Consider the following 24,129-nt stretch of genomic DNA (forward strand, 5'->3'; position numbering starts at 1 on the left):
CTGGTGGCGGCGGGAGCCGCGCTGACGTAATGCTTGGCACACATTCAAGAATATGGTGGGGTGGCGTTTGACGACCGGTGGAAGGTAACGTGGGTAGTGAGCTACGACCATTTAGGCTGACGCAGAGCCAGCCAGCGGTTGAGTTGTGGCGTATACGGGATGAGCAACGCCTGCTTACCCAGCAGACATCTTACATCCAATATGGCACCAATTCATGGAACCTAATCCCTCTCCCCAGCCGCCCACCCCGGGCCCCAATACGCTACCCGCCAAAGGTACTGCGGATACCCAGCGCGCCGGCGCCGATGTTAGCACCAACCTGCCCCCACCTGATAGCACCCCGGCATCTGCGCCACCTGCTGCACCCAATTCAGAGGAAGATACTACCGGCTCCGCAAGTGAAACCATTACGGAGGTTCCCACCGACCCTACCGTAGCCTCAGAAGCCGGCCCCAGCGGTGATGCAGACCCCGGCGCCAGCAATACCAGTAACGATGAGCCACTGTAAAGAAGCTGGTTCATTACCTCTAACCCAACAGAGCCCGACGCATTGCGCCGGGCTCTGTCGTGTTCGGTGGCCTAGAACTAAAAGTCGGCGCAGCCAAGAGAGCCGTAAGCAGCGCCAGTAGGCTAGTGCGCCGCTCCAAAGTTAGTGTGTAAAATGAGGGAAGAAGTTGCTTCCCAAGGCGCAAGAAAGGTCTGGATTTAGAAATGAAGCCAGGGGTAGCTAGGCACTTCTCCGGAAAGCAAAGGCAACACCGAGCTGCAATGCACGAAAGGATATTGGGAGGGGAGAGCAAAGCAGGCAGTGCAGGCAGCGCTAAGTCAACTCAAGACCCAACCGCCTCAGAGGTATAAAACAGGAAGTGGTATTCGGGCGTGGAAACTGCGCGATTTTCTAATTGTTACAGGTCTTCTGAGTTTTGTTCGTGGCTGCTTTAGCGTTGTCTCTTAGCTGCTGTTGCGCCTTCAAATTAAGGGGCTTTATCATTACCTTGGAAGCCACAGGTATTCTATAATTTCTCTCTGGCTTATCCTATTATGAGGTTTATTCTGGCTTTCCTGCTGGCCCTGGGGGTTGTACACGCGTCGCAAGCTAAATGCTACACCGAAGGCTTAGCGTTCTGGCCCACCAGCAAAAGGATTCAGGCAAACTCCTGCATACTGATTGACGGCTTCGCGAATAGTCAACGTATCATTCAGGGGCTCGGCACTTCCTATGAGGCGTTTTTTCAGGTAGGCACGCAGCGTGTGCCGCTACAGGTAAAAGAAATACTGGTAGGCCAGTATGGGTTGTCGCAGGCTGTGTTGCAGCCACGTACAAGCTTGACAGTAGGTGAGCAGTACGAGCTGATTATTCGCGGAAAAGGCGCCAAATCAGGCAATGCCATTGAAAGCCCCTCTGGGTTTGGCAGAGACAGGGTTATCTACACAGTTGAGGCAGGCCTAGATCAAACTTCCCCAACCTGGGTGGCACCGCTCCGAGAAAAAAGCAAGCACTATGTTGAAATGGGCTGCGGCCCTGAAGTAGCAGTAGAGTTTGCGGGCGTGGTCTATGACCAGTCAACGTACTTGGTGAAAGCCACAGTGAAAGACCTGCACACTGGCAAAACCACTCAGTACTATCTACAGCCCGACAAGGCCGGGTTAGTTTCGGTAGGCCACGGCATGTGCGCTGGCGCGTTTATGCTGGAGAAGGGCAAGCTCTTTTCGGTAACGTTCAGCCTCCTGGATGCCTCGGGCAACACCACGCCATGGGTTGGACCAGCTATACAGTTCACCAGTCCGGAAATAGCCGGCTAATAGGTTGTTTTAGCCTCTCGCATCTGGTTTTGCTTCTGGGGGAAGGCTCACACACTTCAATCAGGAGCGCCATATTAAAACTGCCAAATCTGCCTTAACCTCTTCTCAGGCTAATGGTGTGCCAAAGGAGAGGTTCAGGCAGGTTCGCAGCAGCGCTTACTAATTGGAAGTGTTAAAGCCCTGCGTGCTGGTATCTCTGCTGTTTTTGTTGCGGTTATACAAGTACGCAGCGCCTGCGGCCAGGAGCGCGCCACCCATCAGCTTGCGGTTAAAGCCACCGCCCCGGCTGACAGTACTAGGATTAGCGGAAGTGTTTCGAGCTGAATTACCTCCAAACAGGCCCGACAACAGGCCACCCATTGTGCCGCTTGGTTTGCGGTCTGAACCAAATATGCTCATGATTGAAAAGGAAGACAGTGAAGAACATACTACGGATTTTGAGCCGTCTGGGTCAAGTGAGTTGTCAGGCATTTAATAGGCGCCGAAAAGTAAGTTTCGCTAAACTCGTACTAGATTCGGTCCTGATTATACCTTCCAACCCATCCGCTCTATGAAATTACTTCTCTGCATATCCCTGTTCTCACTTTCTCTGGCCGCCTGTGCTCAACCCACCTCGTCCGTTAAGGTGGAGGTTAAAAAAGTTAATGGGCGCTATGAGTTGCTGCGTGGCGGTAAGCCCTACTTCATCAAAGGAGCCGGTGGCGGTCAGTTTCCGGAGCGCGTGAAAGCGTACGGGGGCAACTCCATCCGTACCTGGAGCACCTATGGGGCCGAGAAAACCCTGGCGGAGGCCAACAAAAACGGCCTCACCGTAATGATGGGCTTGGATGTGGCCCGGGAGCGGCACGGCTTCGACTACAACGACCCCAAAGCCGTAGCCGACCAGCTTCAGCGCCTGCGCACCGAAGTGTTGAAGTACAAAAACGACCCCGCCCTGTTGTTTTGGGGCATTGGCAATGAGCTGAATCTGGAGTATACCAACCCCAAAGTGTGGGATGCCGTGCAGCAGATTGCCCAAATGATTCATGAGGTAGACCCCAACCACCCTACCAGCACGGTGCTAGCCGGCCTCAACCAGAAAGAGGTTGACTACATCAAGGCCAAATGCACCGCCGTGGATATACTCAGCATTAACACCTACGCCGGGCTGGCCTCTATTCCGCAGCAGGTGCGCACCACTGGCTGGACTGGCCCCTACGTGGTAGCGGAGTGGGGCCCCACCGGGCACTGGGAAAGCCCCGTTACACCCTGGAAAGCCTCAGTAGAAGAAACCAGCAGCCAGAAGGCCGCCGTGTATCAGAGCCGCTACGAGGCCTCAGTGGCCAAAGACAAAACGCAGTGCCTGGGTACTTACGTGTTTTTGTGGGGCCAGAAGCAGGAGCGCACCCCCACGTGGTACGGCCTGTTCACGGAAGACGGTAAAGAGTCAGAAGTGGTGGATGTGATGCAGTACCTGTGGAGTGGCAAGTGGCCTACGAACCGGGCGCCGCACTTGGCGTCGTTCCTGCTGAATGGGCAAAAGGCTACCGACAACATCTACCTGCAACCCGGCCAGAGCGTGCCCGTAGCAACCGCCGTGACGGACCCCGATAAAGACCTAATTACGTACCGCTATGAGTTGCTACCGGAAAGCACCGACCTCAAATCGGGCGGTGACCGGGAGGAGCGCCCCAAACCTGTTACCGGCTTGATTCCGGCCAATGCCAAAGCGCAAACTAACCTCAAAGCTCCCGCCAAGGAAGGCGCTTACCGCCTGTTTATCTATGCCTATGATGGGCACGATAACGTGGCCACGGCCAACATTCCGTTTTATGTAAAGGAGAAGTAACCATGTCTTTCAAGCTCCGCGCGTGGTCACCCGACGACCTGCCCAGCCTCGTTCGTAATGCTAACAACCCGGCAATTGCTGGCTTCATGAATGACCAGTTTCCGCATCCTTACACGAAGGAAACGGGCCGGAACTTCATTGCCATGGCCAGCCAGGAAAGTCCGCTGCACATCTTCGCCATTGAGGTCGAAGGCGAAGCCGTAGGTGGTATTGGCATCCACCCGCGCACCAATATTGAGCGCAAGAACGCCGAAATGGGGTACTGGCTTGGAGAACCGTTCTGGGGCCGGGGCATCATCACCGAGGCGGTGAAGCAACTAGTGGCCTACGGTTTCCAGACCTTTGATATTAACCGCATTTTCGCGCGCCCATTCGGTACCAACCTGGCCTCGCAACGCGTACTGGAGAAGGCCGGCTTTAAGCTGGAAGGCCGCTTCGAGAAAACGTTCATCAAGAACGGGGAGTATCTGGATGAGTTGGTATATGCCGTACGGCGCCCTGAGTAAAGCAAGGGTATTGCTGGTTTGAGTACAGACGAAAAGTGGCCTAGAGGCTTTCCAGCAACTCATCAAACGTGCGTAACAACTCGGCGCGGCCTTCTGCAGACTCAGTTTCCAGGCGCTGCTCAAATACTTCGCGCTCCGTGAAATCGTGGAGGCTGCGGGTGAGAGGCTCTTCCGTGTCTTCTTCGCCGAGCGCCCGGAGCTTCACCAAACGGAAGTGGCGGCGAGCTAGTACCTCCAGTTGCTTGCGGTCCAACTCCTGAATCACTTTCAGCAGGGCATCGGCAACTTCCAGCTGAGTAAGCTCGGAGTGAATTTGCACATCGGCCCATGCTGGCAGCAGGAAACCGGTATTATCATAGGCCTGTAGGCCAGTCATAACTTCCTCTAGGGTGCCATGGAAACGAATGAGGCGGCGCGTGCCGGGCACTTCCAGCGTTTCCAGGGTGTGCAGCTTGCCCGATGCAAACTCCAACAGCAACACCTCTTTGGGGTGGCCAATTTCAGAGAACGACAGCGGAATAGGGGAGCCAGAGTAGCGGATATGCTCGCGGCCACCTACGCGCTGGGGGCGGTGCAAGTGGCCTAGCGCCACGTAATCGAACACATCGGGGAAATGGTCGGCGGTAATCTGGCCCAGGTTGCCCACATGAATGGTGCGCTCTGAATCTGAAGGCGCGGCGCCGGCGGCGTATAGGTGGCCGGTGGCTAGCACAGGGAGCCCCAGGTCTTTGAGCTGCCACACTTGCTCTGCGGCGGCCAGGCGGGCGTAGTGGTCGGCAATGCCTTGCTTGATGCGGGCCTCGCGCTCCTCGGCGGTTTCGCCGGGCACCGAGAGGCGCACGTCCCGGTCGCGCAGAAAGGGCACCGCGCACACTACCAGGCCAGGCTTGCCAGCGGCATCATCGAGCACCAGCACCTGATCCTCAAAACACTCCGGCACGCATCCTACCACGTGCACCCGCAAGTGGCGCAGCAAACGAGCCGGGGCATTGAGCGTAGCGGGCGAGTCGTGGTTGCCGCCCACTACCACAATATCACGGCAGCCGGTGCCCCGCATGTTCAGCAGGAAGGAGTAATACAGCTCCAGTGCCTGGTTAGAGGGCGAACCGGTATCGAAGATGTCACCGGCAATAACCAGCACTTCCACTCGCTGCTCGCGCACTGTTTCCACCAGCCACTCCAGAAAGTGACGGTGTTCCTCGGTGCGTTCGTGGCCACTGATGAAGCGTTGGCCCAGGTGCCAGTCGGCGGTGTGTAATACGCGCATGACCACAAAAATACGGTTCTTCTGCCTGAACTTCTACTGCAGGGGTAGAGGAAGATCGGCAGGAGGGAAGGGCAGCCCGCAAACAAAGCGCGGAGGCCTCAAGAGTATAACCTCCCTGAACCTCCGCGCCACGGTTGAGCGAGTAGCAGCTGTGTGAGCAATTAATGCACTGACTGCGTCTGAAACGTAGAGATGGCCTCGCCTAGATCAAGCACCTCGGTGCCGGGCAAAGCCGCTTGCAGAATGCTGGCCCCAGCGGCAGAGCGGTAGCCGCCGGCGCAGTGTACTAACACGGGCTTGTTGGTGGGTACTTCGTGGGCTCGCTCGCGCAGCTCTGGCAGCGGTATCAGCAGGGCGTTTTCGAAGATAGGTTGCCTAGCCTCGGTGCGGTTACGAATGTCAACGATGGTGAAGTCTTCGGGCCGCTCCCGAACGTGGTCTACGGCTACCTCGGGGCTGGCTACGGGCAGCTGCTGAGGCGCCAGCAATGCACCGCGCACGTTGCCCTCGTAGCCAATCTTAGCCGTTTTGCGGATTACCGTGTCCAGGCCTATCTGGGAGTCTGCCAGCAGGTAGAAGGGTTCGTTAGGTCCCACAACAGAGCCCAGCCAGGTTTCAAATTTACCGCCATCCATCAGGTTAATGGCGCCGGGCAAGTGGCCCTCCCGGAACTGCGCGGCCGGGCGCGTATCAATTATCAATACACCGGGCTCCATTTCTTTCTCGCTAAACAAGCGCGGCACCGCCCTGATGCTGTCTTCAAAAGGCAGTGCGCCCTGCTTGTTCAGGAGCACATCGTGGCCAAAATACTTGGGCATGAAGGGCTGATCTTCAAGCAGCACTTTCACAAACTCCTCCTCCGACATGGGCTGCAGGGCGTAGTTGGTTTTCAACTCCTTGCCAATGGTGCTGTCCAGGTCGGGGCTGGTGGTTTTGCCGCAGAGTGAGCCGGGGCCGTGGGCCGGGTACACGCGGGTAGTGGCAGGCAGGGTCATGAGCTTCTGACGCGTGCTCTGGTAGAGTTGGGCCGCCAGCTCCTCGCGGCTGTGGCCACCCACGTTGTCGTCTTCGCGCAGGTCGGGGCGGCCCACATCGCCTACAAAAAGGGTGTCGCCGGTGAATACGGCGCGGGTCTGGCCGAGTTCATCCATCAGGATAATGCTGATAGAATCGGGGGAGTGGCCGGGGGTGTTAATAGCGTGCAGCTCCACGGTACCGAGCGAAATACGGTCGCCCTCATCGAAGGGCTGGTGGGGGTAGCCTGCCTTTACCAGCTTGCTGACGTAGATGGTGGCGCCGGTTTCCTGGGCAATTTCCAGGTGGCTGCTTACAAAGTCGGCGTGGGGGTGAGTTTCGATAACCCCAATAATGTTTGCCTCGTGCTCGTCGGCGAAATCGTAGTATGGTTGGGGGTCACGGGCGGGGTCGATAATGACCACTTGGCGGCCGCAACGGACGGCGTAGCTCGCGTGGGCCAGGCCTTTGTCGTAGAACTGCTGAATTTGTACCGACGTGGTACTACTGGGCAGAGGACTCATGGGTGTAGGATGTGGTGAATGCGCCACCGTGGGAGCAAGCCGTAGCGGGGTGCACGTTTTCAAATATACGCAGCCACAATTGCTATGCTACTGGTTGAGCTCATAATGTCAGAGGACGTAAGGTGTAAGCTGCTGAGTACTATGAAGCTACTAAATCCTCCGCGATAGTGGGAGCGATTGATGAATGTCTGGCCTTTTTTGATACTGGCTGCCTGGCTAGGCCACTACACTGCACAAAAAAAAGCTCTGGCGGTGAGCCAGAGCTTTTCACTAGGAATTCTGAAAAACTACGATTTAACTTTCATCTTCATCTTACCATTTTCCATGCCATCCTGGCGCCTTTCCTGCTGCTGTTCGCGCAGTTGAGTGTATTTGGTCAGCTGGTCGGGGGTGAGTACCGCCTTCAGTTGGGTATCGTACTTATCGCGGGTAGCCTTCATAGATTGCATAGCGGCGCGCCGGTCAGTGCCCGCCATAACGTTGCTACGCATCGACTGCATCTCCTGAGCCTCGGCCAGCGCTATGCTTTTTACCTGGGTAGCTTGGTCAGCAGAGAGGCCTAGCTGTTTGGTGAGGCGCTGGGCCTGCAGGTCAGCGCGCTGCTCAGGCGTCATGTTCATACGGCCCTGGCCTTTCTGGCCCTGGCGCAGTACCCGGTCTTGGGTGGGAGCAGTTTGTGCAGAGACCGAACCGGCAGTAAGAGCAACCGCGGCCAGGAGAACGAGCATCTTTTTCATAATTGTAGAGTCTGTGTGGAAGAGTTACGGCGGGTTAGAGAGCCAAACTTCGTTAAGGTTTAATTCTTAGCTCAAAACATACCGGCAACATCCCTGCCAACGCCAGCAATCAACAGAAAGGCCTATATTCGGGCCACGTTGCTGCTTGCAGGCAGCTTTACTTGCAAAATCTTCACCTCACTTACCCTTTTCTTTCCTCTCTCACAATCCATATGGCAAATATTTTCGCCAAAAAACCGCTGTCCCAGCTGCTGGGCGAAGCCAACACCTCGGGTGAAGGGTCGCTGAAGCGCACATTGGGTGCAGCTAACCTCGTGGCCCTGGGCGTGGGCGCTATCATCGGGGCTGGCTTGTTTGTACGTACCGCCGCCGCCGCCGCGCAGGCTGCCGGGCCTGGTGTTACGCTGGCCTTCATTGTAGCGGCCATTGGCTGCGCCTTTGCTGGTCTTTGCTACGCCGAGTTTGCGGCCATGATTCCGATTGCCGGTTCAGCTTACACCTACGCTTACACCACCATGGGTGAGTTTGTAGCTTGGGTAATTGGTTGGGCCCTGATTATGGAATATGCCCTGGGGGCAGCCACAGTTAGTATTGCCTGGAGCGAATACCTCAATAAGCTCTTAGAAGTCTTTGGCACCCGAATACCCTATGAGCTGTGCCACGCGCCCAGCGAAGGAGGCTGGCTTAACCTGCCTGCCCTGTTGGTTATTATTGCCCTAAGCCTGTTGCTCATTAAGGGCACTCAGGAGTCGGCTACGTTCAATGCCATTATTGTGGTAGTGAAAGTGGTTATTGTATTGGTATTCATTGCAGTAGGCTGGCAGTTTATTGACCCCGCCAACCACACGCCTTACCTGATTCCGGCCGATGCTGCGCCCGTAACCGACGCCGCTGGTAAAGTAGTGCACGAGTACACTAACTGGAACAAGCACGGCTACGGTGGTATTCTCGGGGGCGCGGCCATTGTGTTCTTCGCCTTCATTGGTTTTGATGCCGTGAGCACCGCCGCCCAGGAAGCCAAGAACCCCAAGCGCGACATGCCCATCGGTATCCTTGGCTCGCTGGCTGTCTGCACCATTCTTTACATCCTGTTCGGCCACGTGCTGACGGGTGTTGCCAACTGGCGTGAGTTTGCTGACCCCACCAAGGGCGGCGAGGCTTCAGTGGCCTACGCTATCCGGGAGCACATGCCCGGCTACGGCTGGCTATCTACGGCCGTTACGGTGGCCATCCTGGCCGGCTTCTCGTCGGTAATCTTGGTAATGCTCATGGGCCAGAGCCGCGTGTTCTTCTCCATGGCCAACGACGGTCTGATGCCGAAGGCTTTCTCGGAGCTGCACCCCAAGTTCCGTACTCCTTATAAGTCCAACCTGGTGCTGCTGGTTTTTGTGGGAGCTTTTGCCGCCTTCGTGCCCGGCTCTTTAGCCGGCGACCTAACCTCCTTCGGTACGCTGCTGGCCTTCGTACTGGTGTCCATTGGTGTATGGCTGATGCGCAAGTCTAATCCCGAGCAGCACCGCCCATTCCGCTCGCCGCTTTCTTCGGCTAGCTTCCCGCTAGTGCCAATTCTGGGAGCCGTTATCTGCCTGCTGATGATTGCCGCCCTCGACCTGTTCACCCTGCAGGTGGCCATCGTCTGGATGGTATTGGGCTTCATTGTCTATTTCATCTACGGCAAGAACAACTCCAAGCTGCAGCAAGGCATTGTGGTGGTACCCAAAGAGATGGAGGAGGAATTTTTCATCGAGCCCATCGACAAGAAATAGTCTGCTAGGCCACTAGCTAAATAAAAAGCCCCGCCGAAAACACCGGTGGGGCTTTTTTTGTGGCATTCCTGAGCGGTAGCGCCCAGTAGCGGGCCTGTCCTACGCTGCCCAAAGCAAGTGCCAGCAGCCGTGGGTCTGCGTGGTGATGGAGCAGCTACTTGGCCTCCTTTACTTCGCTCTGCAGCTTCAACACCTTGTCGCCGTTTTCCTGCACAATGAGGAAGGCGGGGTTTTCGGGGGTGCCATTGCGGGTGATTTCGGAGCCCTGCAGTTTGCGGGTTACGCTCTCTTTGTGGGTTTCTTCGATTTTGCCGGTGGCCGTGCCAGTGCCGTATTTCCAGCTCACTTTAGTGCCTTTGCGCATACCTGAAGTAGTTGATAAGGTGGGGAATACTGCAACATACTGTGACGGCGGCAGCAAGGTTGAGGTGGCCAAGCAACAACTATAGTATTATGCGCAGTTTCTTTAGCTACATTTGATGAGGTCGGTTCAGCCGATTATCTAACCCTAGCCCCTTCGGTATTTCTCAACTCTACTTCCGCAATCTTATGCACATTGACCTGCGCCGGCTTGGGCTGGCGGGTAGCCTGCTCGTGAGCAGCCTTTCGGTGGCCTACGCACAGTCGGGCACATTTCCGCGCAACGGCGTTTACGACGACCGCCCGGGGCTGTACGCCTTCACCCACGCCACCATCTACACCGACTACAAAACCCGGCTCAACGATGCTACTCTCGTCATCAGAGATGGGAAAGTAGAGGCGGTGGGCCCCAACGTTAAAATTCCGGCCGGGGCAGTAGTGCAGGACCTGAAGGGCAAGTTCATTTACCCCGGCTTCGTGGACCTGTATGCCAGCTACGGCGTGCCCGAGGTAAAAGCCCCGGAGCGCCAGGGCCGCCGCGGTGGCCCCCAGTTTGATAGTCAGAAACCCGGCGCCTACGACTGGAACCAGGCTGTGCACCCCGAGGTAAATGCGGCTGAGCTGTTTAAGGTAAATGCTGAGCAGGCCGATGCGCTTCGCAAGCTTGGCTTTGGGGCCGTGCTCACTCACCAGCCCGATGGCATTGTGCGCGGCACGGCGGCCTTGGTAAGCCTGAATACCAACCGCAACGAAACCGAGCTAATCCTGCAAGACCGCGCCGCGGCAGCCTATTCCTTCGATAAAGGCACCAGCACCCAGGATTATCCCTCTTCGCTGATGGGCAGCATTGCCCTGTTGCGCCAGAGCTACCTCGATGCCGACTGGAACCAGCGCAACCCCACCCGCGAGCAGAACCTCTCACTGCGGGCCCTGAACCAGCAACGCAGTTTGCCCGCCATTTTTGAAGTGCGCGACAAGCAAAGCCTGCTGCGCGCCGATAAGGTAGGAGATGAGTTTGGGGTGCAGTACATCATCAAAGGCCGCGGTGATGAGTACCAGCGCCTACCCGACATTCAGGCTACCAAAGCGCCGCTCATCCTGAGCCTGAATTTCCCCGACGCCTACCAGGTAGATGACGTGTACGATGCCATTCGGGTGCCCCTGCAGGATTTGAAGCACTGGGAAATGGCGCCCGCCAATGCTGGCCTGGTGGCCAAAGCCGGTGTCCCCTTCGCCCTTTCCACCGCCGACCTGAAAGACAAAAAGAAGTTTCTGCCCAACCTGCGCAAAGCCATTCAATACGGCCTTACCGAGGAGCAGGCCCTGCAAGCCCTCACGGCTACACCCGCCATGCTGGTGAAAGCCCAGGATAGGGTAGGGGCCCTAAAGCCGGGCATGCAGGCCAACTTTCTGGTGTGTTCCACTCGCCTCTTCGCCCCTGAGAGCGTGATGCTGGATAACTGGGTGCAAGGCCAACGGTATCAGCTCAGTGAAGTGCCCAGCGACTACCGCGGCGTGTACACCCTGAAAATTGGTAATCAGCCGGAAATAAAGATGCTGCTGGCTGGTAAGCCGGAGGCGCCGGAGCTGAAAATTGTGAAAGCCCCCGCCGACACTGTGAAGGGTACCCTTAGCGTGAATGGCGAGCTGGCAACCGTGGTATACAACCCCACCCCCAAAACGAAAGGCAGCGGTGCCGTGCGCCTCAGCGGTTACTACACCCCCGACACCCGCATGTTTCAGGGCGACGGGCAGCTCCCTGATGCAACCAGCATTAAGTGGAGCGCCCAGCGGCAGGAGCAGGCCAGCCGCGCCGCCCGCCGCGACTCAGCCAAGGCCCCCGAGCCGGTGCAGCTAGGCCAGTTGCAGTACCCCTTTGTGGCCTACGGCCGCCCGGCGGTACCGGAGCAGCAAACCGTGCTGATCAAGAACGCCACCGTGTGGACCAGTGAGGCCCAGGGCAAGCTGGAAAATACCGACGTGCTGCTGCAAAACGGTAAAATTGTGAAGATTGGGCGCAACCTCTCCGTGCCCAGCGGGGGCCGTACCGTAGATGGTACTGGCAAGCACCTCACACCCGGCATTATTGACGAGCACTCCCACATTGCCATTTCCGAAGGCGTAAATGAAGGCACCCAATCGGTAACCAGTGAGGTGCGGATTGGCGACGTGGTAGACGCCGAGGACGTGGACGTGTACCGCGACCTGGCCGGCGGCGTGGTGGCTGCCCAGCTGCTGCATGGCTCCGCCAACCCCATTGGGGGCCAATCGGCGCTGATTAAGCTGCGCTGGGGCCAAACCGCCGAGCAGATGCAGATTAAAGGTGCGCCCGGTTTCATTAAGTTTGCTCTTGGTGAGAACGTGAAGCAAAGCAACTGGGGCGAGGCTAATACCCTGCGCTTCCCGCAAACCCGCATGGGCACCGAGCAGGTGTTTGTGGATGCCTTCACGCGGGCCAAGGAGTACGAGCAGGAATGGAAAGCCTGGAATAAGCTGAGCAAGGCCAAGCAGAAGAAAGGGGAGGCTCCACGTCGCGACCTGGAGCTGGAGGCCCTGGTGGAAATCCTGAATGAGCAGCGCTTCATCACCTGCCACAGCTACGTGCAGTCGGAGATTAATATGCTGATGAACGTGGCCGACCGCATGAACTTCAAGGTGAACACTTTCACCCACATTCTGGAAGGCTACAAAGTGGCCGACAAAATGAAGCAGCACGGCGTGAATGCCAGCACCTTCTCCGACTGGTGGGCCTATAAGAACGAAGTGCGCGACGCCATTCCGTACAACGCGGGCATCATGCACAACGCGGGCCTCAACGTGGCCATCAACTCCGACGACGCCGAAATGAGCCGCCGCCTCAACCAGGAAGCCGCCAAAATTGTGAAGTACAGTGGCTTATCGGAAGAGGATGCGCTGAAGCTAGTGACCATCAACCCCGCCAAAATGCTTCACCTCGACAAGAACATGGGCAGCATTAAGGAAGGCAAAGATGCCGACGTGGTACTCTGGAGCGACAATCCGTTGAGCATTTACGCCCACCCTGAGCGCACCTACGTGGATGGCCGCCTGTTCTTCGACGTGGAAAGCGACCAGCAAATGCGCCTGGACATTCAGAAGGAGCGCCTGCGCATTGTGCAAAAAATGCTGGAAGCCAAGAAAGGCGGCTCGCCCACGCAAATGCCCACCGCGCGCCCGACCAAACACTTCCACTGCGACACCCTGGGGGAGGAAAAAGAGCTGGACCAGTAATTCAATTAGGTAAACATAACCGCACGTCATCCTAAAGCAAGAAGGATTTTACTACCGCTAAACGAGGAGCGCCGCTAGGCCAGTCGTTCCGCTGTAGTAGCTCTTTCAGCAGGTAGGGTGGCTCCAGGATAACCCATATAACACATGCGAATTTCCGCATTACTTCTTTCGCTGGGCCTGCTCACGGCGGCTCCCGCGCTGGCGCAGGTACCGGCTCCGGCCCCGCCGCAGAGCAAGCCCATGCTGCTCGTGGGCGGCACCTTGCACGTAGGTAACGGCACCGTAGTGCCTGACGCCGCCGTGGCTTTCGACAAAGGCAAAATAACTTATGCTGGCGCTCAAAGCGGGTTCAGCCAGGATAAAGCCGGCTATGAAGTGGTCGACGTAAAGGGCCAGGAGATTTACCCCGGCCTGATATTGCCCAACACCACGCTTGGCCTCACCGAGGTAGAGGCCATTCGAGCTACCGTAGATGCCCGGGAGGTAGGTATTCTGAACCCCAACGTTCGGAGCATCATTGCCTACAACACCGACTCAGATATTTTGCCCACCGTGCGCACAAATGGGGTGCTGCTGGCGCAGGTTACCCCCCGCGGGGGTATGCTCTCGGGCCAGAGCAGCGTGGTGCAGCTTGATGCCTGGAACTGGCAGGACGCCGCCGTAAAGGCCGACGATGGCCTGCACCTGAACTGGCCCCAAATGGTTATCAAAACCAACCCTGCTGAGGACCAGAAGCAAGTAGAAACCCGCGAGAAAAACCGCACGGAGCAACTCCGTCAGCTAGAGAGCCTGCTCTCAGAGGCCAGCGCCTACCGCCAACAGCCCGCCTCGCGCAAGGAAAACCTGCGCCTGACGGCGCTGGCTGGCCTGTTCGATGGCAGCAAAACGCTGTTCATCCACACCGACTATGGCAAGGAGATAGTAGAATCGGTGCGGTTTGCCAAGCGGCTGGGCGTGCAGAAAGTAACCCTGGTAGGGGCCCGCGATGCCTGGATGATGCTCGACTTCTTGAAGCAGAACGATGTGGCCGTAATCCTTTCCCGCATTCATGCTCTGCCCCGCCGCGAGGGCGATGACTACGACCTGCCCTACAAGCTGCCCAGTCTGTTGCAACAGGCAGGCGTGCGGTTTTGCCTTGATTATGAAGGCGACCAAGAAACCTCGGGCTCCCGCAACCTGGCTTTCATTGCCGGTACCGCGGCGGGCCACGGCCTCACCAAAGAGCAGGCTCTTACGGCTATTACCCTTAGCCCCGCGCGTATCCTGGGTCTTGATAAGGACTATGGCTCCCTGGAGGCCGGCAAAAGCGCCACGCTGGTAGTTAGCCGTGGCGACCTGCTGGACATGCGCACCAACGACGTGACCCAGGCCTACATTGATGGGCGCGCCTTTAACCTCAACAACAAGCAAACCTACCTGCGCGATAAGTTTAAGGCTAAGTACGGCCAGCGCTAGGCCAAGTAGTTGGCCAAGAAAGAAGGAGCGCTTACGGAGAAGATCTGTGGGCGCTCCTTTTTCCTTATTGACTGCATTGAGATAGAACTTTGTTGAATACAACGGGGTTAGGGGACAAATGCTGGAATATATAATATTCTGCATTCTTGGTGCCCTTGGGGAAAACAGTAACTTTCTACCTAACCAGAGCAGCAAAAGCGCATTACCAGCCTGTTGAGGCCCATTGTTCAGATTACAGGCAGCGCTTGAGAGGTACAAAATGTTCGGGTTTCAGCCGCCTATGACTACACCTATGCCCACTTCTAATCAAATTCCGCTGTTGCTTGTTGACGACCACCCAGTAGTGGTGGAAGGACTGAAGGCATTGCTACGCTCTGAAGTAGATTTGCCGGTAGCCGCCCAAGCCAACAGTGGCGACGAGGCCCTGCAGGTATTAGCGGAGCACCCTGAGATTCGGGTGGCCGTTCTTGACCTGAACATGCCCGGTATGACGGGCGTAGAACTGGCCTACACCATCCGCCAGACCTATCCCCAAATTAGAATTCTGATTCTGAGTATGTTCCACGACCATGCCTCGGTGGCCGAGGTGCTGGAAGTTGGCTGCGCGGGGTATGTGCTCAAAACGGCCTCGAAAGCTGAGCTATCAGGGGCCATTAGGGAAGTGGCAGCGGGCCGCACTTATTTCAGCAGCGAAGTAGCCGCCACGGTATTGCAAAACATTCAAATTCCGGCCTCACGAGAGCAGATGAAGGAGGCTCGGGCCTCGGAGCTAACCAACCGGGAGCGAGAAATACTGCAGCTAATTGCCCGTGAGTATTCAAACTCACACATTGCCGAGACCTTGTTTATAAGTGAGCGCACGGTAGAAACCCACCGGAAGAATATTCTCACAAAAACGAATTCGAAGTCTGTGGTAGGCCTCATTCAGTATGCCCTGCGTAACCGGTTGATTTCTTAAGCACGCACAGCGTGAAGTATAATCATACCAGCATATCAAGCGAGCAACCCAGTAAGTAGCCGGCACCACTAAACCCTACCTGATGGAGTTGGGCTGCGAAATTAGACCGGTAAAATTGCCTGCATAAACGACGAACACCCGCAAGCAGCTGTTAGGCCTGTTTGTGGGTGTTACTTTTTGTGCGCTTTCGAAAAGTAGGATAATTCTATAGTATATATGGCTGTAATGATATATGCGTAAACCGCCATAGCTTGATAGAGGATGTAATTTCAGTTAATTGATAGGCAAATACCTGAAAAATAGAAGAATAACTATTCAAATAATCCGGGTGAAAAGCGTCTGATAGTGAGCCTAACTCTATCCGTGCTGGCACGGAGACGAAAATACGGGTTGCTACGGATTTACATTATGCGGTGAAAGAGTATACCTTAGCATCGTTCAATCAAATGCAAGTATCCTCCTACTAAATGGACTTGTCTTGGTTCAACTTCCACTGAAAACACGCTTTCTAGTCAGCTCTTTTAACTACTAACCGTATCACACCATGGCTTCTAAAATCCTGTCTTTCATCTGTCACGTTCCCGCCAGCATGCCCGGTGCTTACCCTTCCATGCCTGCCTCCACCTCTGCAAGCCGCAATGCCGACCGTAAAGCAGAACCCAAGTCTGCTGGTGGTCATTTTACCGCTATCTATGAGAATGAGCGCTTCGTGCGTTTCAAGTATATCAACAACGCTAGCTAATCTGCTTATTGATAGAACACTACAAAGACATTATTACTTATCAGGCGCCGCTTTTTCCTTGGGTGAAAAAGCGGCGCTTTCGTGTGCTTAGCCGGCTGTGGTGTAGATTTCGGCTAACTTGCGCTTATGTCCATCCGTTCAGCGTGCATGACAAACACCCTCACTCGCTTATTGCTGCCTTTGCTGGCAGTGTGGTTGATTACCTTCTCAGCCGCTGGTCAGGCGGCTTTCGTGCCCGATGCATCCGCTTGGTACGGGCTAATTCCCCGGAGTAGCGGCCGTTCCCTGGATATTGCCAACTCCTCAACTGAAGCGGGAGCGGCGGCGGTGCAGTGGGAGTTTACTCATTCTAATAGTCAGCAGTGGCGTTTTGTACCCGCTGCCACCGGCAGCGACTTCTACCGGATTGAGGCCCGCCACAGTGGCAAGTGCCTTACCTTGGAAAGCCCCGACGAAAATGCCCCGCTGGTGCAGCGCCCCTGGACCGGCAGTTTCTACCAGCAATGGAAGTTAATTCCTTCGGGCCCCTTGGGCAGCTTCATGCTGGTGAGCCGTGGCAATGATAAGTGCGTGGCCCTGGCAGCCGCCGATAAATTCAACGGTACGCCTATCGTAGGCCAGCGCGTTCTCAACCGGGCTTCGCAGCAGTGGAAGCTATTTAAGCTTCGCCTGAACGTAGACGCCAGCAAGCCTGGCTTTGGCCAGCCCGAGCCCCTGATGAGCCTGAACACGCCCGGAGGCAACGAGCTTCAGCCCGTGCCCACCCCCGATGGCAAGACCCTCTATTTTGTAAGGACGCGCTACGCCGGCAATACCGAAGGGGTGGCCGAATCAGGCGACATCTGGGTAAGCACCGCCCCGGCAGCTAACTCTAACTGGGCTCCTGCCACCCGCCTCGATGCTCTGAATACCCCTCAGCACAATGGCGTAATGGCCGTAGTGGGGGCCAGCGGGGAATCGCTGCTGGTGCGCGGGCGCTATGAGCGCGACGGCAGCTACCGCGATGAAAGTGCCAGCAAAGTAGCCCGGAACCTGCAGGGTAAGAATGTGCGCCCGGCGGCTCTCATCATTCCTAACTACTACTCCGCGGGGCCCGCCACCTCGTTTTACATGACCCCCGATGAGCAGTTCCTGCTCCTTTCACTAGAGCGCGGCGATTCGCAGGGGGGCAACGACCTATACCTCTGCCGCCCCACCGGCGACGGCATTTGGAGTGAGCCCATGAGCTTGGGCAACGTAGTAAACTCACCGGGCTATGACTTTGCGCCCTGGCTTTCGGCTGATACCAAAACCCTGTACTTCAGCTCCTACGGCCATGCGGGCTTCGGCAACGCCGATATTTTCGTGAGTGAGCGGCTCGATGACTCCTGGACGCGGTGGTCGGAGCCGCGCAACGTGGGTGCGCCGCTGAATGGCCCGGGCTTCGATGCCTACCTGGCTCTCTCCGCCGATGGCAAGCAGGCCTTCTACGCCTCAGCACCCACCCCCAATAGCCCCGCCGACCTGTTCCGGACGGCGGCGAGCGTAGCTCGCCCCGACACCGTGCCGGTTCCACAACCCGCTGCGCCCACTAACCCCGCCGTGGCCGCCCGGATTCTGCTTACCGGCCGCACCCTCGACGCCAAAACCCGGCAGGGGCTAGGTACCGAGGTGAAAGCCATTCGGTTGGGTAATGATTTGGCGTTTAATGCCACCGCTCGCACTGAAAGCACGGGCGGCGCCTTCCAGATGACCCTACCACCCGGCAGCTACCGCCTGCAGGCCACTCGCGCCGGCTACCTCACCGCTACTGATACCGTAACGCTTACCACGGGCTCCCTGAGTCGGGAGCTGTTGTTGGTACCTGCCGCCGTGGGCTCTAGCCTGGAGCTGCCCACGCTCATATTTGCGCAAGGCAAGTACAGCCTGCTGCCTGCTTCCTACACAGAGCTGAACCGCCTGGCCCGTACTCTGCAGGATAACCCCACCGTGAACATTCGCCTGGAAGGCCACACCGATAACCAGGGAAATGCCAAGCTTAATCAGGAGCTCTCCGAGTCGCGTGTGGCGGAGGTAAAGCGCTACCTCGTAACGCGAGGCATTACTGAAAACCGCATTACTACTGTTGGTTACGGCGGCAGTCGCCCCCGCGCCAGCAACGACAAGGAGGAAACCCGCAAGCTTAATCGGCGGGTAGAGTTTACCATAACTAAGTAGCACACTCCGTAGGCCAGAAGTTAGCCGCCATGTTTCTTCTGTCCGTTTTCAGCTCCTGCCTAGGCCTGCCGTGTAGTACTCTTACCTACTGCGCAGCCCCAGGCAGGAGCTGACTCGTTTTAAACAGATGAAGTGAGCTCTGCGTACCTGAAGCTTCATAGTAGTTTGATGTAGAGCTTAGTGAGATGACTCTGCCTGCACTAGCCCTGCATAGCGTCAGCTGCCTTACGCGCCTGGTTTGCGTGTAGCACGCCTGAGCCTGCGCCAGCTAAGCTTGCCTGCATGGGGGTAAGCTGGTCTAGATCTGCTGCCTGACCTTCCCTAACTGCCACTAGTATAGTTGCTATGCAGGCCCTTATTCAGAGCGAAGCCGTTTTGCCTTCCGCTATCGGCATTCAAGTAGTGGGGGAGGTGGCCTACATCATAGACGACTATGATTCTCTCTTGCTATATCAACTCAACGCAGCTTCTCTAGCCGCTGGCGGAACAGGCTTGCCCCTGATGGGTTCTGGGGCTACGCCAGTACGGGAGCAGGGCTTTTGGCTAACGCTGGCTAAAAGCGCGGGGTATATAGTGTACCCAGGATATCATTGAGCGCGTTGTACGGCGCCTTGCGCTAGCACTCCGCCCCTTTCTGGCCCGGTAGGCAGGGCCCGCAGCGCCGGTTACCCTACTGGCGATGGCCACGCCGCCCCGATTGCCGTATAGTCTTGGGTAATAATATTGGTTGTTTTCTTCCGCGATTTATGGACAAGCTTCTGCGCTTAATTGCTTCCCCTGGCGGCCGGGTCGCTCGCATTGCCGTCGGCACCATCCTCATTGGTACAGGCTTGGCGAAGGGGCGCCAAAGCTGGGGCCTGACCGCAGCTGGCTTGCTGCCGCTGGCTATGGGCGCCTTCGACTGGTGCCTGCTCTCTCCACTGGCAGGCCTACCCTTTGAGGGGCAGGAGCTGCGCACGGTGCTCGGGCCCGTACCCAAAACCGCCGGTGTGCATTCCCCGGGCAGCCATAAATAGCTACCCTTTCTCCTGCTGCCCGCAAACTCGGCTGCCCAAGTTACTACACCAAGATAAATGTATGGTTGGGTACCCCCCCTGTGGCTGCCATGCTGGCTCAGGTAGGCCAGCATAACAGCCACAGGGGGGCAGCCGGCTTTCCGGCGTTTAGGGCCCTACCTGGGTAGCACTCCTTGCGAAGTGATGAAGCCAGTTTGGTACATACGTTGCAGCTCCAGAGGCTGGCCCTGCACAAATACAGTATGCTGGTGGCTGTTCCTGGAGTTTTCGGCTTTAATATACCCTTTCAGGCTCAGAGCACTCTTTGTGTAGCTGCCCATCTGGTGCAGCTGGTTCTGGCCATAGGTGCCTTTGAGGTTCTTCTCAAACATTTTTGCTCTGACAGCCGGGGGTAGGTGCTGCGTTCCAAGCCCACCATGCCGCCCACGAAGGCTTTGACGAACACCAACGGGCTGAACCGCCGCCAGTTTTCGCGCAAGCCGAGCTTTTAAGCCACACGGAGATACGCTAGAAAATGGTTACGGGTGCACCAGCGCCCAGCCAGCGGCCTGGCGAATGATCAGCTCGCCGTTACCGGTAGGTACAATAGAGATGTAAGGCAGCATGTCATCCTTGGTCAGCTTATAGGCCTTCATTGAGTTAGCGCACTGCGCCAAGATTACGCCCGCCTGCTGCAGGGCCAACACGTCGGCCTCATAAGGCTGGTCTTTGCGGAACACTACCGTGCCGCCGCTGAACACTACCAGCTCCAGCTCCAGCCGGCCCTGCAGGCGCGGGTCTTCCAGAGCGTTCTTCATGTTGTGTAGGGTTTGGTTAATGAGCTTGGGGTCGCTACTATCGAGTTGATATACTGCCCGGTAGTGGCCTTTAGTAGCTGGCGCGCCAGCGTAGCTAGCGGCTTTGGCAGCAAAGATAGCATTGGGCGGCAAGAGGACGGGCGGCGTGACGGGTGTGGTGGGCCTCGTTGCGGACGTTTGAGCCGTGGCGGTAAGGGCCGCGCCGATGAGTAGCAGCGTGGTAAGTAAGGGGCGAAGAGTTAGCATGGAGGCAAAGAATTATGGGTGGGTAGAAACGGGCCGGCGGCCTTAAAAGTCGTAATTCAGTTGAGCATTTAGCAGGTGCAGGCCTACCTTGTTGACGGCGTAGCGCACCTCCCCGTAGGGGTTGCCCAGGCGGCCTTTGTACACGTAGAGCAACTGTCCGCGCAGCCCTGTGGCCCTGCCCGGGAAGGCATACGTCAGGGAGGCATTCAGTTGGCGATACGAGGGCATACTATACTTGTTCAGGCGGGTGTTTTTTACGTCGGGTAAGTAATAGTGGCCTAGCCGGCTTCGGCCTTTAGACCTGGCACCCGGGCGAAGGTGTACCTCCCCAGCAGGGAGGCGGCGTGCACGCCCCCAAGCCTTCTTCCCGCTCCCGGGACAGAAACGTGTAAAATGGCTCGCGGCCCCACTCGCGGTAGAACAGCCGGAGCCCGGTGCGGGTGATGTGAGTGTAGTTGCCGCTCACGCTCCAGGCCTCGCGCTGGTGGTTCAGGCGAGAGCTTAAGGCGTGGGCCTGGCGGCCGGGGGCACTGTAGGCCGGCTGCGAATTGGTGTTGCCGCCGGTGCCCACCGTGCGCTGGTAGTGGTACTGAGCACCCAACGTGAGCTGGCCCGTGCCCAGGATCCGGCCGGTGGTCAGCTCTGCGAAGCAGTCATTGAACAGGTTGTTGGCATAGTAGCTCTAGGCCTGGGCCATAGTGCGCGGGCTAAGCTGCCGGCTGACGCCCGCAAACCCCAGCCCACAGCTGCGGAGATTGCCCGCGTACTGAGCCCGCTGGCCGGACTCCGTTACGCCCGTCGGGTAGAAGCCCACCGAACCGGCAACGGACGTCCACTCAATGGTAGAGCGCACGGCCAGACCAGTCAGCCAGCCGGCTGAAACGGTGGTGCGGGGCACTTCATTTATTTCCAGCCACAACCCTTCGGCGTAGTTAGGGCTCAAGCGGCCATCCTGGGGGTTGAGCAGCGGGGTAGTGAGCAGCTGCCGGCTCAGAGTAAGGATGGAATGCCGCCAGCGGTAGCACAGAAACAGCTCCTCCGCCCGCCCGGTAAGCCGGCGTCGCGTGGGGTTCGTCACGTCGAACAGGCCCACTTTGTTGCGGCTCACGGCACTTGCCAGTGAGTCCGGCGTCACCAGATCATTGGAAGCCAGGTTGGCCCAGAAAAAGCCGCCTATCCTTACCTGCAGCCCATAGAAGGAAGCCGTTTTAAAACGGGCTCCGGCTCCTAGGCCACTGGCATAGTAATCGGGGTAAGAGCCCTCATTCACGCTACCCATCGTGTAGCTGCGCACCCGCCCGTGCCAGCATCCCCGAGGGAAAGCCTCCGGCAGAGAACGGGCCCGCACCGTATCGGGCGCCACCGGGGTGGGGTATAGCGGCAGCTGCGTGTGCCCCATTATATCCGGGCCGGCGTGCTGCGCCCAGGCCACCACCGACAGCAGGCTAGTCAGTAAGAAGCGCTGGGTACGCGGCACCGCGGGCAAACTAGTTGGCCTTGGCCAGCTGCGGGTGGGCATCTTCGATGGGCTGATACGGCCCGTATTTGTGCTGGCGCGCCGAAAAGGAGTCGGTGTATGGCCCGAAGGGATGGTCCACGGGCTTTTTGCTGATATTAGGCCAGTCCCTGGGCGTGTTCAGGTGCGGCCGAGGCTGGGAGTTGACGAAGGCGGCCACGTCCCAAGCCTGCTCGTCAGTGAGCTGGGGGTGGTCGAAGGTCGTGCCAAAGGGCATGGCGGCCTTCACGTACTTGGCTAGGTTGGTGACCCGGTACAGGCCCGCACCGTCATTGTAGCTATGCCTTCCCCAGAGCGGCGGGTACTGGTACTCGCGCCCGTCGGCCTGCGGCTTGCCTTCTCCGTTGGGGCCGTGGCAGCTTTGGCACTTGGCGGCAAACACCGCCTTGCCCACTATCGGATCAGCAGCCCGCGGCAGGTAGGCCAGCTTCGTGAACCCGGTACCGTACACTTTTTTTCCCTTTGGAATGTCGTGGCCCAGCCAGTTGATGTAGGCCACGATGGCGCACATCTCCCGGCTGCTGTCATCTAGCGCCCGGCCGTTGAGGCTGCGCTCTATACAGTCGTTCACCCGCAGCTGGGTTGTGACCATAGTGCCCGAGCGGGCCCGCAGCTTGGGGTAGGTAGCAGCCACGGCCAAGTAGTTGTTGGCAAAGCCCTTAGTGCCGGCATCGAGGTGGCAGTTCTGGCAGTTCATGCCGTTAGTCAGGTGTGCTACGGAACCCTGCGGCCCCAGATACCGGGCGGTGTGGGCAATCAGGTTACGGCCGTAGCGGATCTGCCAGCCGGCGGCGGTTCGGGGAATGGTCGCCGTGTCCGGGGCCGGGGTAGCCGGCCGGTGGTAGCTGCCGGGTGGGGGTGGCCCCTGGCTGGCTTCATTCGCCACGGATACTGCCGGAGCAGCAGTGTTGGGCCAGTAAAGCTGGATTAGCACAGTGGTCACAACCAGCGCCAGCGCGACTGTAATCAGCAGCAGCACCTGTACCAGCCCCGAGAGGCGCGCAACAATGGGTTCCTCAGAAGGCTCCATGACAGGCGTAGGCTAGAAGATAGGGGAGGACAATAATCAGTTAGCCCTACATGGGCAACCTCTCGCGCAGAGCACTGTAGGTCCAGGTGCCGGCCAGGGCCGCAAGAATCAGCACGGCCGCACCGGATACCCCACTGCCCAGCTGGGCGAACATAGGCCCGGGGCAGGCCCCAGTCAGGGCCCAGCCCAGCCCGAAAATGGTGCCCCCGATCCACGTGCCGTGGTTGTACTTCTTATTAGCCAGCTTTATCTCCTCGCCGTTGATGGTTTTGAGGTGGTTGCGCTTGATGAGCTGAATGGAAATCAGGCCCACTGCAATGGCTGAGCCGATGATGCCATACATATGGAAGCTCTGGAAGCGAAACATCTCCTGAATGCGCCACCAGCTTACCACTTCGCTTTTAGTCAGGACGATGCCAAACAGTACGCCCAGCACCAGGTATTTCAGATTTTTCATGTCAAGTAACAGAAGAAAAGATTAGGAGCGCGTGGCCAGCAGGCGCACGATATTGGCCGGACCCGAGTGGAAGCTGCCCTCGTGCAGGACTACGCCCAGCTCGTGGTTTTCCCGCACCGTGAGCCCCATAAAGTCCTGGGCCAGAATGTCGGGGGTATAGAGTAGTTCGGCCGACTTGGGGCCGCCGGAAGGCAGGCCCAGCTGGCGGGGACTGAAGGCTTCTAGAAATAGTTGCCCCCCGGGCGCCAGGCTTTGGGCCGCCGCTGCATGCACGGCCCAGCGGGCTACGGGCGGCAGGTGGGCGTAAATCAGGCCGATGGCGTCATAGTGCCCGGGCTGCTGCCAGCGCAGGCTGGTCACATCGTCCACCTGGTAGTCCAGGTGCACACCCTGGGCCACGGCCAAGCGCTGGGCTTTGGCGCGGGCCTCGTCGCTGAAGTCCACGGCCGTTACCTGCCAGCCGTGCCGAGCGGCGTACACCGCGTTGCGGCCCTCGCCCTCGGCCAGCAGCAGCAGCCGACCGGGCGGCAGCTTATCCAACTGCTGGCGGAAGTACGTGTTGGGTTCAGTGCCGTAGGCGTACGCCTCGCTTTCGTAACGGGCATCCCAGAACTCGGCGGCCGCGGGGTGGGGGACGGTATGCATGGCAGGATGGTGGAGAG

The 24,129-nt window shown here is 57.8% G+C and carries 24 protein-coding genes; 12 read left to right on the forward strand and 12 right to left on the reverse strand.

The window, feature by feature from the left end; all coding sequences use genetic code 11:
- The first annotated feature begins 214 nt into the window (after positions 1–214).
- Complete coding sequence (locus HMJ29_RS12805; protein ID WP_171591865.1) at positions 215–508, forward strand: hypothetical protein; 294 nt, start codon at positions 215–217, stop codon at positions 506–508.
- Positions 509–1,041: 533 nt separating this feature from the next.
- Positions 1,042–1,803: a hypothetical protein gene (locus tag HMJ29_RS12810; RefSeq protein ID WP_171591866.1), complete on the forward strand. Its 762-nt coding sequence runs from the start codon at positions 1,042–1,044 to the stop codon at positions 1,801–1,803.
- A gap of 159 nt (positions 1,804–1,962) precedes the next feature.
- Here the strand turns inward: HMJ29_RS12810 and HMJ29_RS12815 are convergent, their stop codons facing one another.
- Entirely contained in the window at positions 1,963–2,202 is a 240-nt protein-coding gene (locus HMJ29_RS12815; protein WP_171591867.1) for a hypothetical protein, read from the reverse strand.
- Between the two features lie 151 nt (positions 2,203–2,353).
- On the opposite strand from HMJ29_RS12815, the gene HMJ29_RS12820 reads away from it, so the two are divergent.
- Both HMJ29_RS12820 and HMJ29_RS12825 read left to right on the forward strand, forming a co-directional pair.
- Positions 2,354–3,631, forward strand: a complete 1,278-nt coding sequence (locus tag HMJ29_RS12820) for a glycoside hydrolase family 2 TIM barrel-domain containing protein (protein WP_171591868.1) — start codon at positions 2,354–2,356, stop codon at positions 3,629–3,631.
- Between the two features lie 2 nt (positions 3,632–3,633).
- Positions 3,634–4,137: a GNAT family N-acetyltransferase gene (locus HMJ29_RS12825; protein WP_171591869.1), complete on the forward strand. Its 504-nt coding sequence runs from the start codon at positions 3,634–3,636 to the stop codon at positions 4,135–4,137.
- A gap of 40 nt (positions 4,138–4,177) precedes the next feature.
- Here the strand turns inward: HMJ29_RS12825 and sbcD are convergent, their stop codons facing one another.
- The 3 genes from sbcD to HMJ29_RS12840 all read right to left on the reverse strand — a co-directional run bounded on the left by sbcD (position 4,178) and on the right by HMJ29_RS12840 (position 7,670).
- The gene (gene sbcD, locus HMJ29_RS12830) at positions 4,178–5,404 is read right to left on the reverse strand and encodes an exonuclease subunit SbcD (protein WP_171591870.1); all 1,227 of its coding nucleotides are present in this window, start codon (positions 5,402–5,404) and stop codon (positions 4,178–4,180) included.
- A gap of 161 nt (positions 5,405–5,565) precedes the next feature.
- Positions 5,566–6,942, reverse strand: coding sequence for an MBL fold metallo-hydrolase (locus HMJ29_RS12835; RefSeq protein WP_171591871.1), 1,377 nt, complete (start codon positions 6,940–6,942; stop codon positions 5,566–5,568).
- Between the two features lie 287 nt (positions 6,943–7,229).
- The gene (locus HMJ29_RS12840; RefSeq protein WP_171591872.1) at positions 7,230–7,670 is read right to left on the reverse strand and encodes a DUF4890 domain-containing protein; all 441 of its coding nucleotides are present in this window, start codon (positions 7,668–7,670) and stop codon (positions 7,230–7,232) included.
- A gap of 221 nt (positions 7,671–7,891) precedes the next feature.
- On the opposite strand from HMJ29_RS12840, the gene HMJ29_RS12845 reads away from it, so the two are divergent.
- Entirely contained in the window at positions 7,892–9,445 is a 1,554-nt protein-coding gene (locus tag HMJ29_RS12845; protein WP_171591873.1) for an amino acid permease, read from the forward strand.
- Positions 9,446–9,599: 154 nt separating this feature from the next.
- On the opposite strand, the gene HMJ29_RS12850 is transcribed toward HMJ29_RS12845, so the two are convergent.
- Entirely contained in the window at positions 9,600–9,809 is a 210-nt protein-coding gene (locus HMJ29_RS12850; RefSeq protein WP_135433972.1) for a hypervirulence associated TUDOR domain-containing protein, read from the reverse strand.
- 185 nt (positions 9,810–9,994) lie between these two features.
- Here HMJ29_RS12850 and HMJ29_RS12855 point away from each other — a divergent pair, with 185 nt between their 5' ends.
- From HMJ29_RS12855 to HMJ29_RS12885, 7 genes are all read left to right on the forward strand, one after another.
- Positions 9,995–13,054, forward strand: a complete 3,060-nt coding sequence (locus HMJ29_RS12855) for an amidohydrolase family protein (protein ID WP_171591874.1) — start codon at positions 9,995–9,997, stop codon at positions 13,052–13,054.
- 144 nt (positions 13,055–13,198) lie between these two features.
- Positions 13,199–14,509 carry an amidohydrolase family protein gene (locus HMJ29_RS12860; RefSeq protein ID WP_171591875.1) on the forward strand — a complete coding sequence of 437 codons (1,311 nt, stop codon included), beginning with the start codon at positions 13,199–13,201 and terminating at the stop codon, positions 14,507–14,509.
- A gap of 292 nt (positions 14,510–14,801) precedes the next feature.
- Positions 14,802–15,467, forward strand: a complete 666-nt coding sequence (locus tag HMJ29_RS12865; protein ID WP_171591876.1) for a response regulator — start codon at positions 14,802–14,804, stop codon at positions 15,465–15,467.
- A 544-nt stretch (positions 15,468–16,011) separates the two neighbouring features.
- Entirely contained in the window at positions 16,012–16,209 is a 198-nt protein-coding gene (locus HMJ29_RS12870; protein ID WP_171591877.1) for a hypothetical protein, read from the forward strand.
- A 126-nt stretch (positions 16,210–16,335) separates the two neighbouring features.
- On the forward strand, positions 16,336–18,405 hold the full coding sequence (locus HMJ29_RS12875) for an RICIN domain-containing protein (protein WP_171591878.1): 2,070 nt from the start codon (positions 16,336–16,338) through the stop codon (positions 18,403–18,405).
- 345 nt (positions 18,406–18,750) lie between these two features.
- Positions 18,751–18,999: a hypothetical protein gene (locus tag HMJ29_RS12880; protein ID WP_171591879.1), complete on the forward strand. Its 249-nt coding sequence runs from the start codon at positions 18,751–18,753 to the stop codon at positions 18,997–18,999.
- A gap of 152 nt (positions 19,000–19,151) precedes the next feature.
- Entirely contained in the window at positions 19,152–19,421 is a 270-nt protein-coding gene (locus HMJ29_RS12885; RefSeq protein ID WP_171591880.1) for a YgaP family membrane protein, read from the forward strand.
- A gap of 518 nt (positions 19,422–19,939) precedes the next feature.
- On the opposite strand, the gene HMJ29_RS12890 is transcribed toward HMJ29_RS12885, so the two are convergent.
- The 7 genes from HMJ29_RS12890 to HMJ29_RS12920 form a co-directional block, all read right to left on the reverse strand.
- The gene (locus HMJ29_RS12890) at positions 19,940–20,464 is read right to left on the reverse strand and encodes a DsrE family protein (RefSeq protein WP_171591881.1); all 525 of its coding nucleotides are present in this window, start codon (positions 20,462–20,464) and stop codon (positions 19,940–19,942) included.
- Positions 20,465–20,506: 42 nt separating this feature from the next.
- Positions 20,507–20,692: a hypothetical protein gene (locus tag HMJ29_RS12895; RefSeq protein WP_171591882.1), complete on the reverse strand. Its 186-nt coding sequence runs from the start codon at positions 20,690–20,692 to the stop codon at positions 20,507–20,509.
- Positions 20,693–20,759: 67 nt separating this feature from the next.
- Complete coding sequence (locus HMJ29_RS12900) at positions 20,760–21,065, reverse strand: hypothetical protein (protein ID WP_171591883.1); 306 nt, start codon at positions 21,063–21,065, stop codon at positions 20,760–20,762.
- 81 nt (positions 21,066–21,146) lie between these two features.
- Positions 21,147–21,983: an OprD family porin gene (locus HMJ29_RS12905; RefSeq protein ID WP_171591884.1), complete on the reverse strand. Its 837-nt coding sequence runs from the start codon at positions 21,981–21,983 to the stop codon at positions 21,147–21,149.
- Positions 21,952–23,010, reverse strand: a complete 1,059-nt coding sequence (locus tag HMJ29_RS12910) for a c-type cytochrome (protein ID WP_171591885.1) — start codon at positions 23,008–23,010, stop codon at positions 21,952–21,954. Before HMJ29_RS12910 ends, HMJ29_RS12905 begins: the two co-directional genes overlap by 32 nt.
- 46 nt (positions 23,011–23,056) lie before the next feature.
- A complete protein-coding gene (locus HMJ29_RS12915) occupies positions 23,057–23,467 on the reverse strand; it encodes a DUF6691 family protein (RefSeq protein WP_171591886.1) in 411 nt (136 codons plus the stop codon).
- 21 nt (positions 23,468–23,488) lie between these two features.
- A complete protein-coding gene (locus HMJ29_RS12920) occupies positions 23,489–24,112 on the reverse strand; it encodes a class I SAM-dependent methyltransferase (protein ID WP_171591887.1) in 624 nt (207 codons plus the stop codon).
- Positions 24,113–24,129: the final 17 nt, after the last annotated feature.

The sequence above is a fragment of the Hymenobacter taeanensis genome (genome assembly GCF_013137895.1).
In the GTDB taxonomy this organism is placed as follows: domain Bacteria; phylum Bacteroidota; class Bacteroidia; order Cytophagales; family Hymenobacteraceae; genus Hymenobacter; species Hymenobacter taeanensis.

Coding starts and splice junctions, on each gene's coding strand:
- HMJ29_RS12805 (WP_171591865.1), top strand. CDS start 215: ATGGAACCTAATCCCTCTCCCCAGCCGCCCACCCCGGGCCCCAATACG.
- HMJ29_RS12810 (WP_171591866.1), top strand. CDS start 1,042: ATGAGGTTTATTCTGGCTTTCCTGCTGGCCCTGGGGGTTGTACACGCG.
- HMJ29_RS12815 (WP_171591867.1), bottom strand. CDS start 2,202: ATGAGCATATTTGGTTCAGACCGCAAACCAAGCGGCACAATGGGTGGC.
- HMJ29_RS12820 (WP_171591868.1), top strand. CDS start 2,354: ATGAAATTACTTCTCTGCATATCCCTGTTCTCACTTTCTCTGGCCGCC.
- HMJ29_RS12825 (WP_171591869.1), top strand. CDS start 3,634: ATGTCTTTCAAGCTCCGCGCGTGGTCACCCGACGACCTGCCCAGCCTC.
- sbcD (WP_171591870.1), bottom strand. CDS start 5,404: ATGCGCGTATTACACACCGCCGACTGGCACCTGGGCCAACGCTTCATC.
- HMJ29_RS12835 (WP_171591871.1), bottom strand. CDS start 6,942: ATGAGTCCTCTGCCCAGTAGTACCACGTCGGTACAAATTCAGCAGTTC.
- HMJ29_RS12840 (WP_171591872.1), bottom strand. CDS start 7,670: ATGCTCGTTCTCCTGGCCGCGGTTGCTCTTACTGCCGGTTCGGTCTCT.
- HMJ29_RS12845 (WP_171591873.1), top strand. CDS start 7,892: ATGGCAAATATTTTCGCCAAAAAACCGCTGTCCCAGCTGCTGGGCGAA.
- HMJ29_RS12850 (WP_135433972.1), bottom strand. CDS start 9,809: ATGCGCAAAGGCACTAAAGTGAGCTGGAAATACGGCACTGGCACGGCC.
- HMJ29_RS12855 (WP_171591874.1), top strand. CDS start 9,995: ATGCACATTGACCTGCGCCGGCTTGGGCTGGCGGGTAGCCTGCTCGTG.
- HMJ29_RS12860 (WP_171591875.1), top strand. CDS start 13,199: ATGCGAATTTCCGCATTACTTCTTTCGCTGGGCCTGCTCACGGCGGCT.
- HMJ29_RS12865 (WP_171591876.1), top strand. CDS start 14,802: ATGCCCACTTCTAATCAAATTCCGCTGTTGCTTGTTGACGACCACCCA.
- HMJ29_RS12870 (WP_171591877.1), top strand. CDS start 16,012: ATGGCTTCTAAAATCCTGTCTTTCATCTGTCACGTTCCCGCCAGCATG.
- HMJ29_RS12875 (WP_171591878.1), top strand. CDS start 16,336: ATGTCCATCCGTTCAGCGTGCATGACAAACACCCTCACTCGCTTATTG.
- HMJ29_RS12880 (WP_171591879.1), top strand. CDS start 18,751: ATGCAGGCCCTTATTCAGAGCGAAGCCGTTTTGCCTTCCGCTATCGGC.
- HMJ29_RS12885 (WP_171591880.1), top strand. CDS start 19,152: ATGGACAAGCTTCTGCGCTTAATTGCTTCCCCTGGCGGCCGGGTCGCT.
- HMJ29_RS12890 (WP_171591881.1), bottom strand. CDS start 20,464: ATGCTAACTCTTCGCCCCTTACTTACCACGCTGCTACTCATCGGCGCG.
- HMJ29_RS12895 (WP_171591882.1), bottom strand. CDS start 20,692: ATGCCCTCGTATCGCCAACTGAATGCCTCCCTGACGTATGCCTTCCCG.
- HMJ29_RS12905 (WP_171591884.1), bottom strand. CDS start 21,983: ATGCCCACCCGCAGCTGGCCAAGGCCAACTAGTTTGCCCGCGGTGCCG.
- HMJ29_RS12910 (WP_171591885.1), bottom strand. CDS start 23,010: ATGGAGCCTTCTGAGGAACCCATTGTTGCGCGCCTCTCGGGGCTGGTA.
- HMJ29_RS12915 (WP_171591886.1), bottom strand. CDS start 23,467: ATGAAAAATCTGAAATACCTGGTGCTGGGCGTACTGTTTGGCATCGTC.
- HMJ29_RS12920 (WP_171591887.1), bottom strand. CDS start 24,112: ATGCATACCGTCCCCCACCCCGCGGCCGCCGAGTTCTGGGATGCCCGT.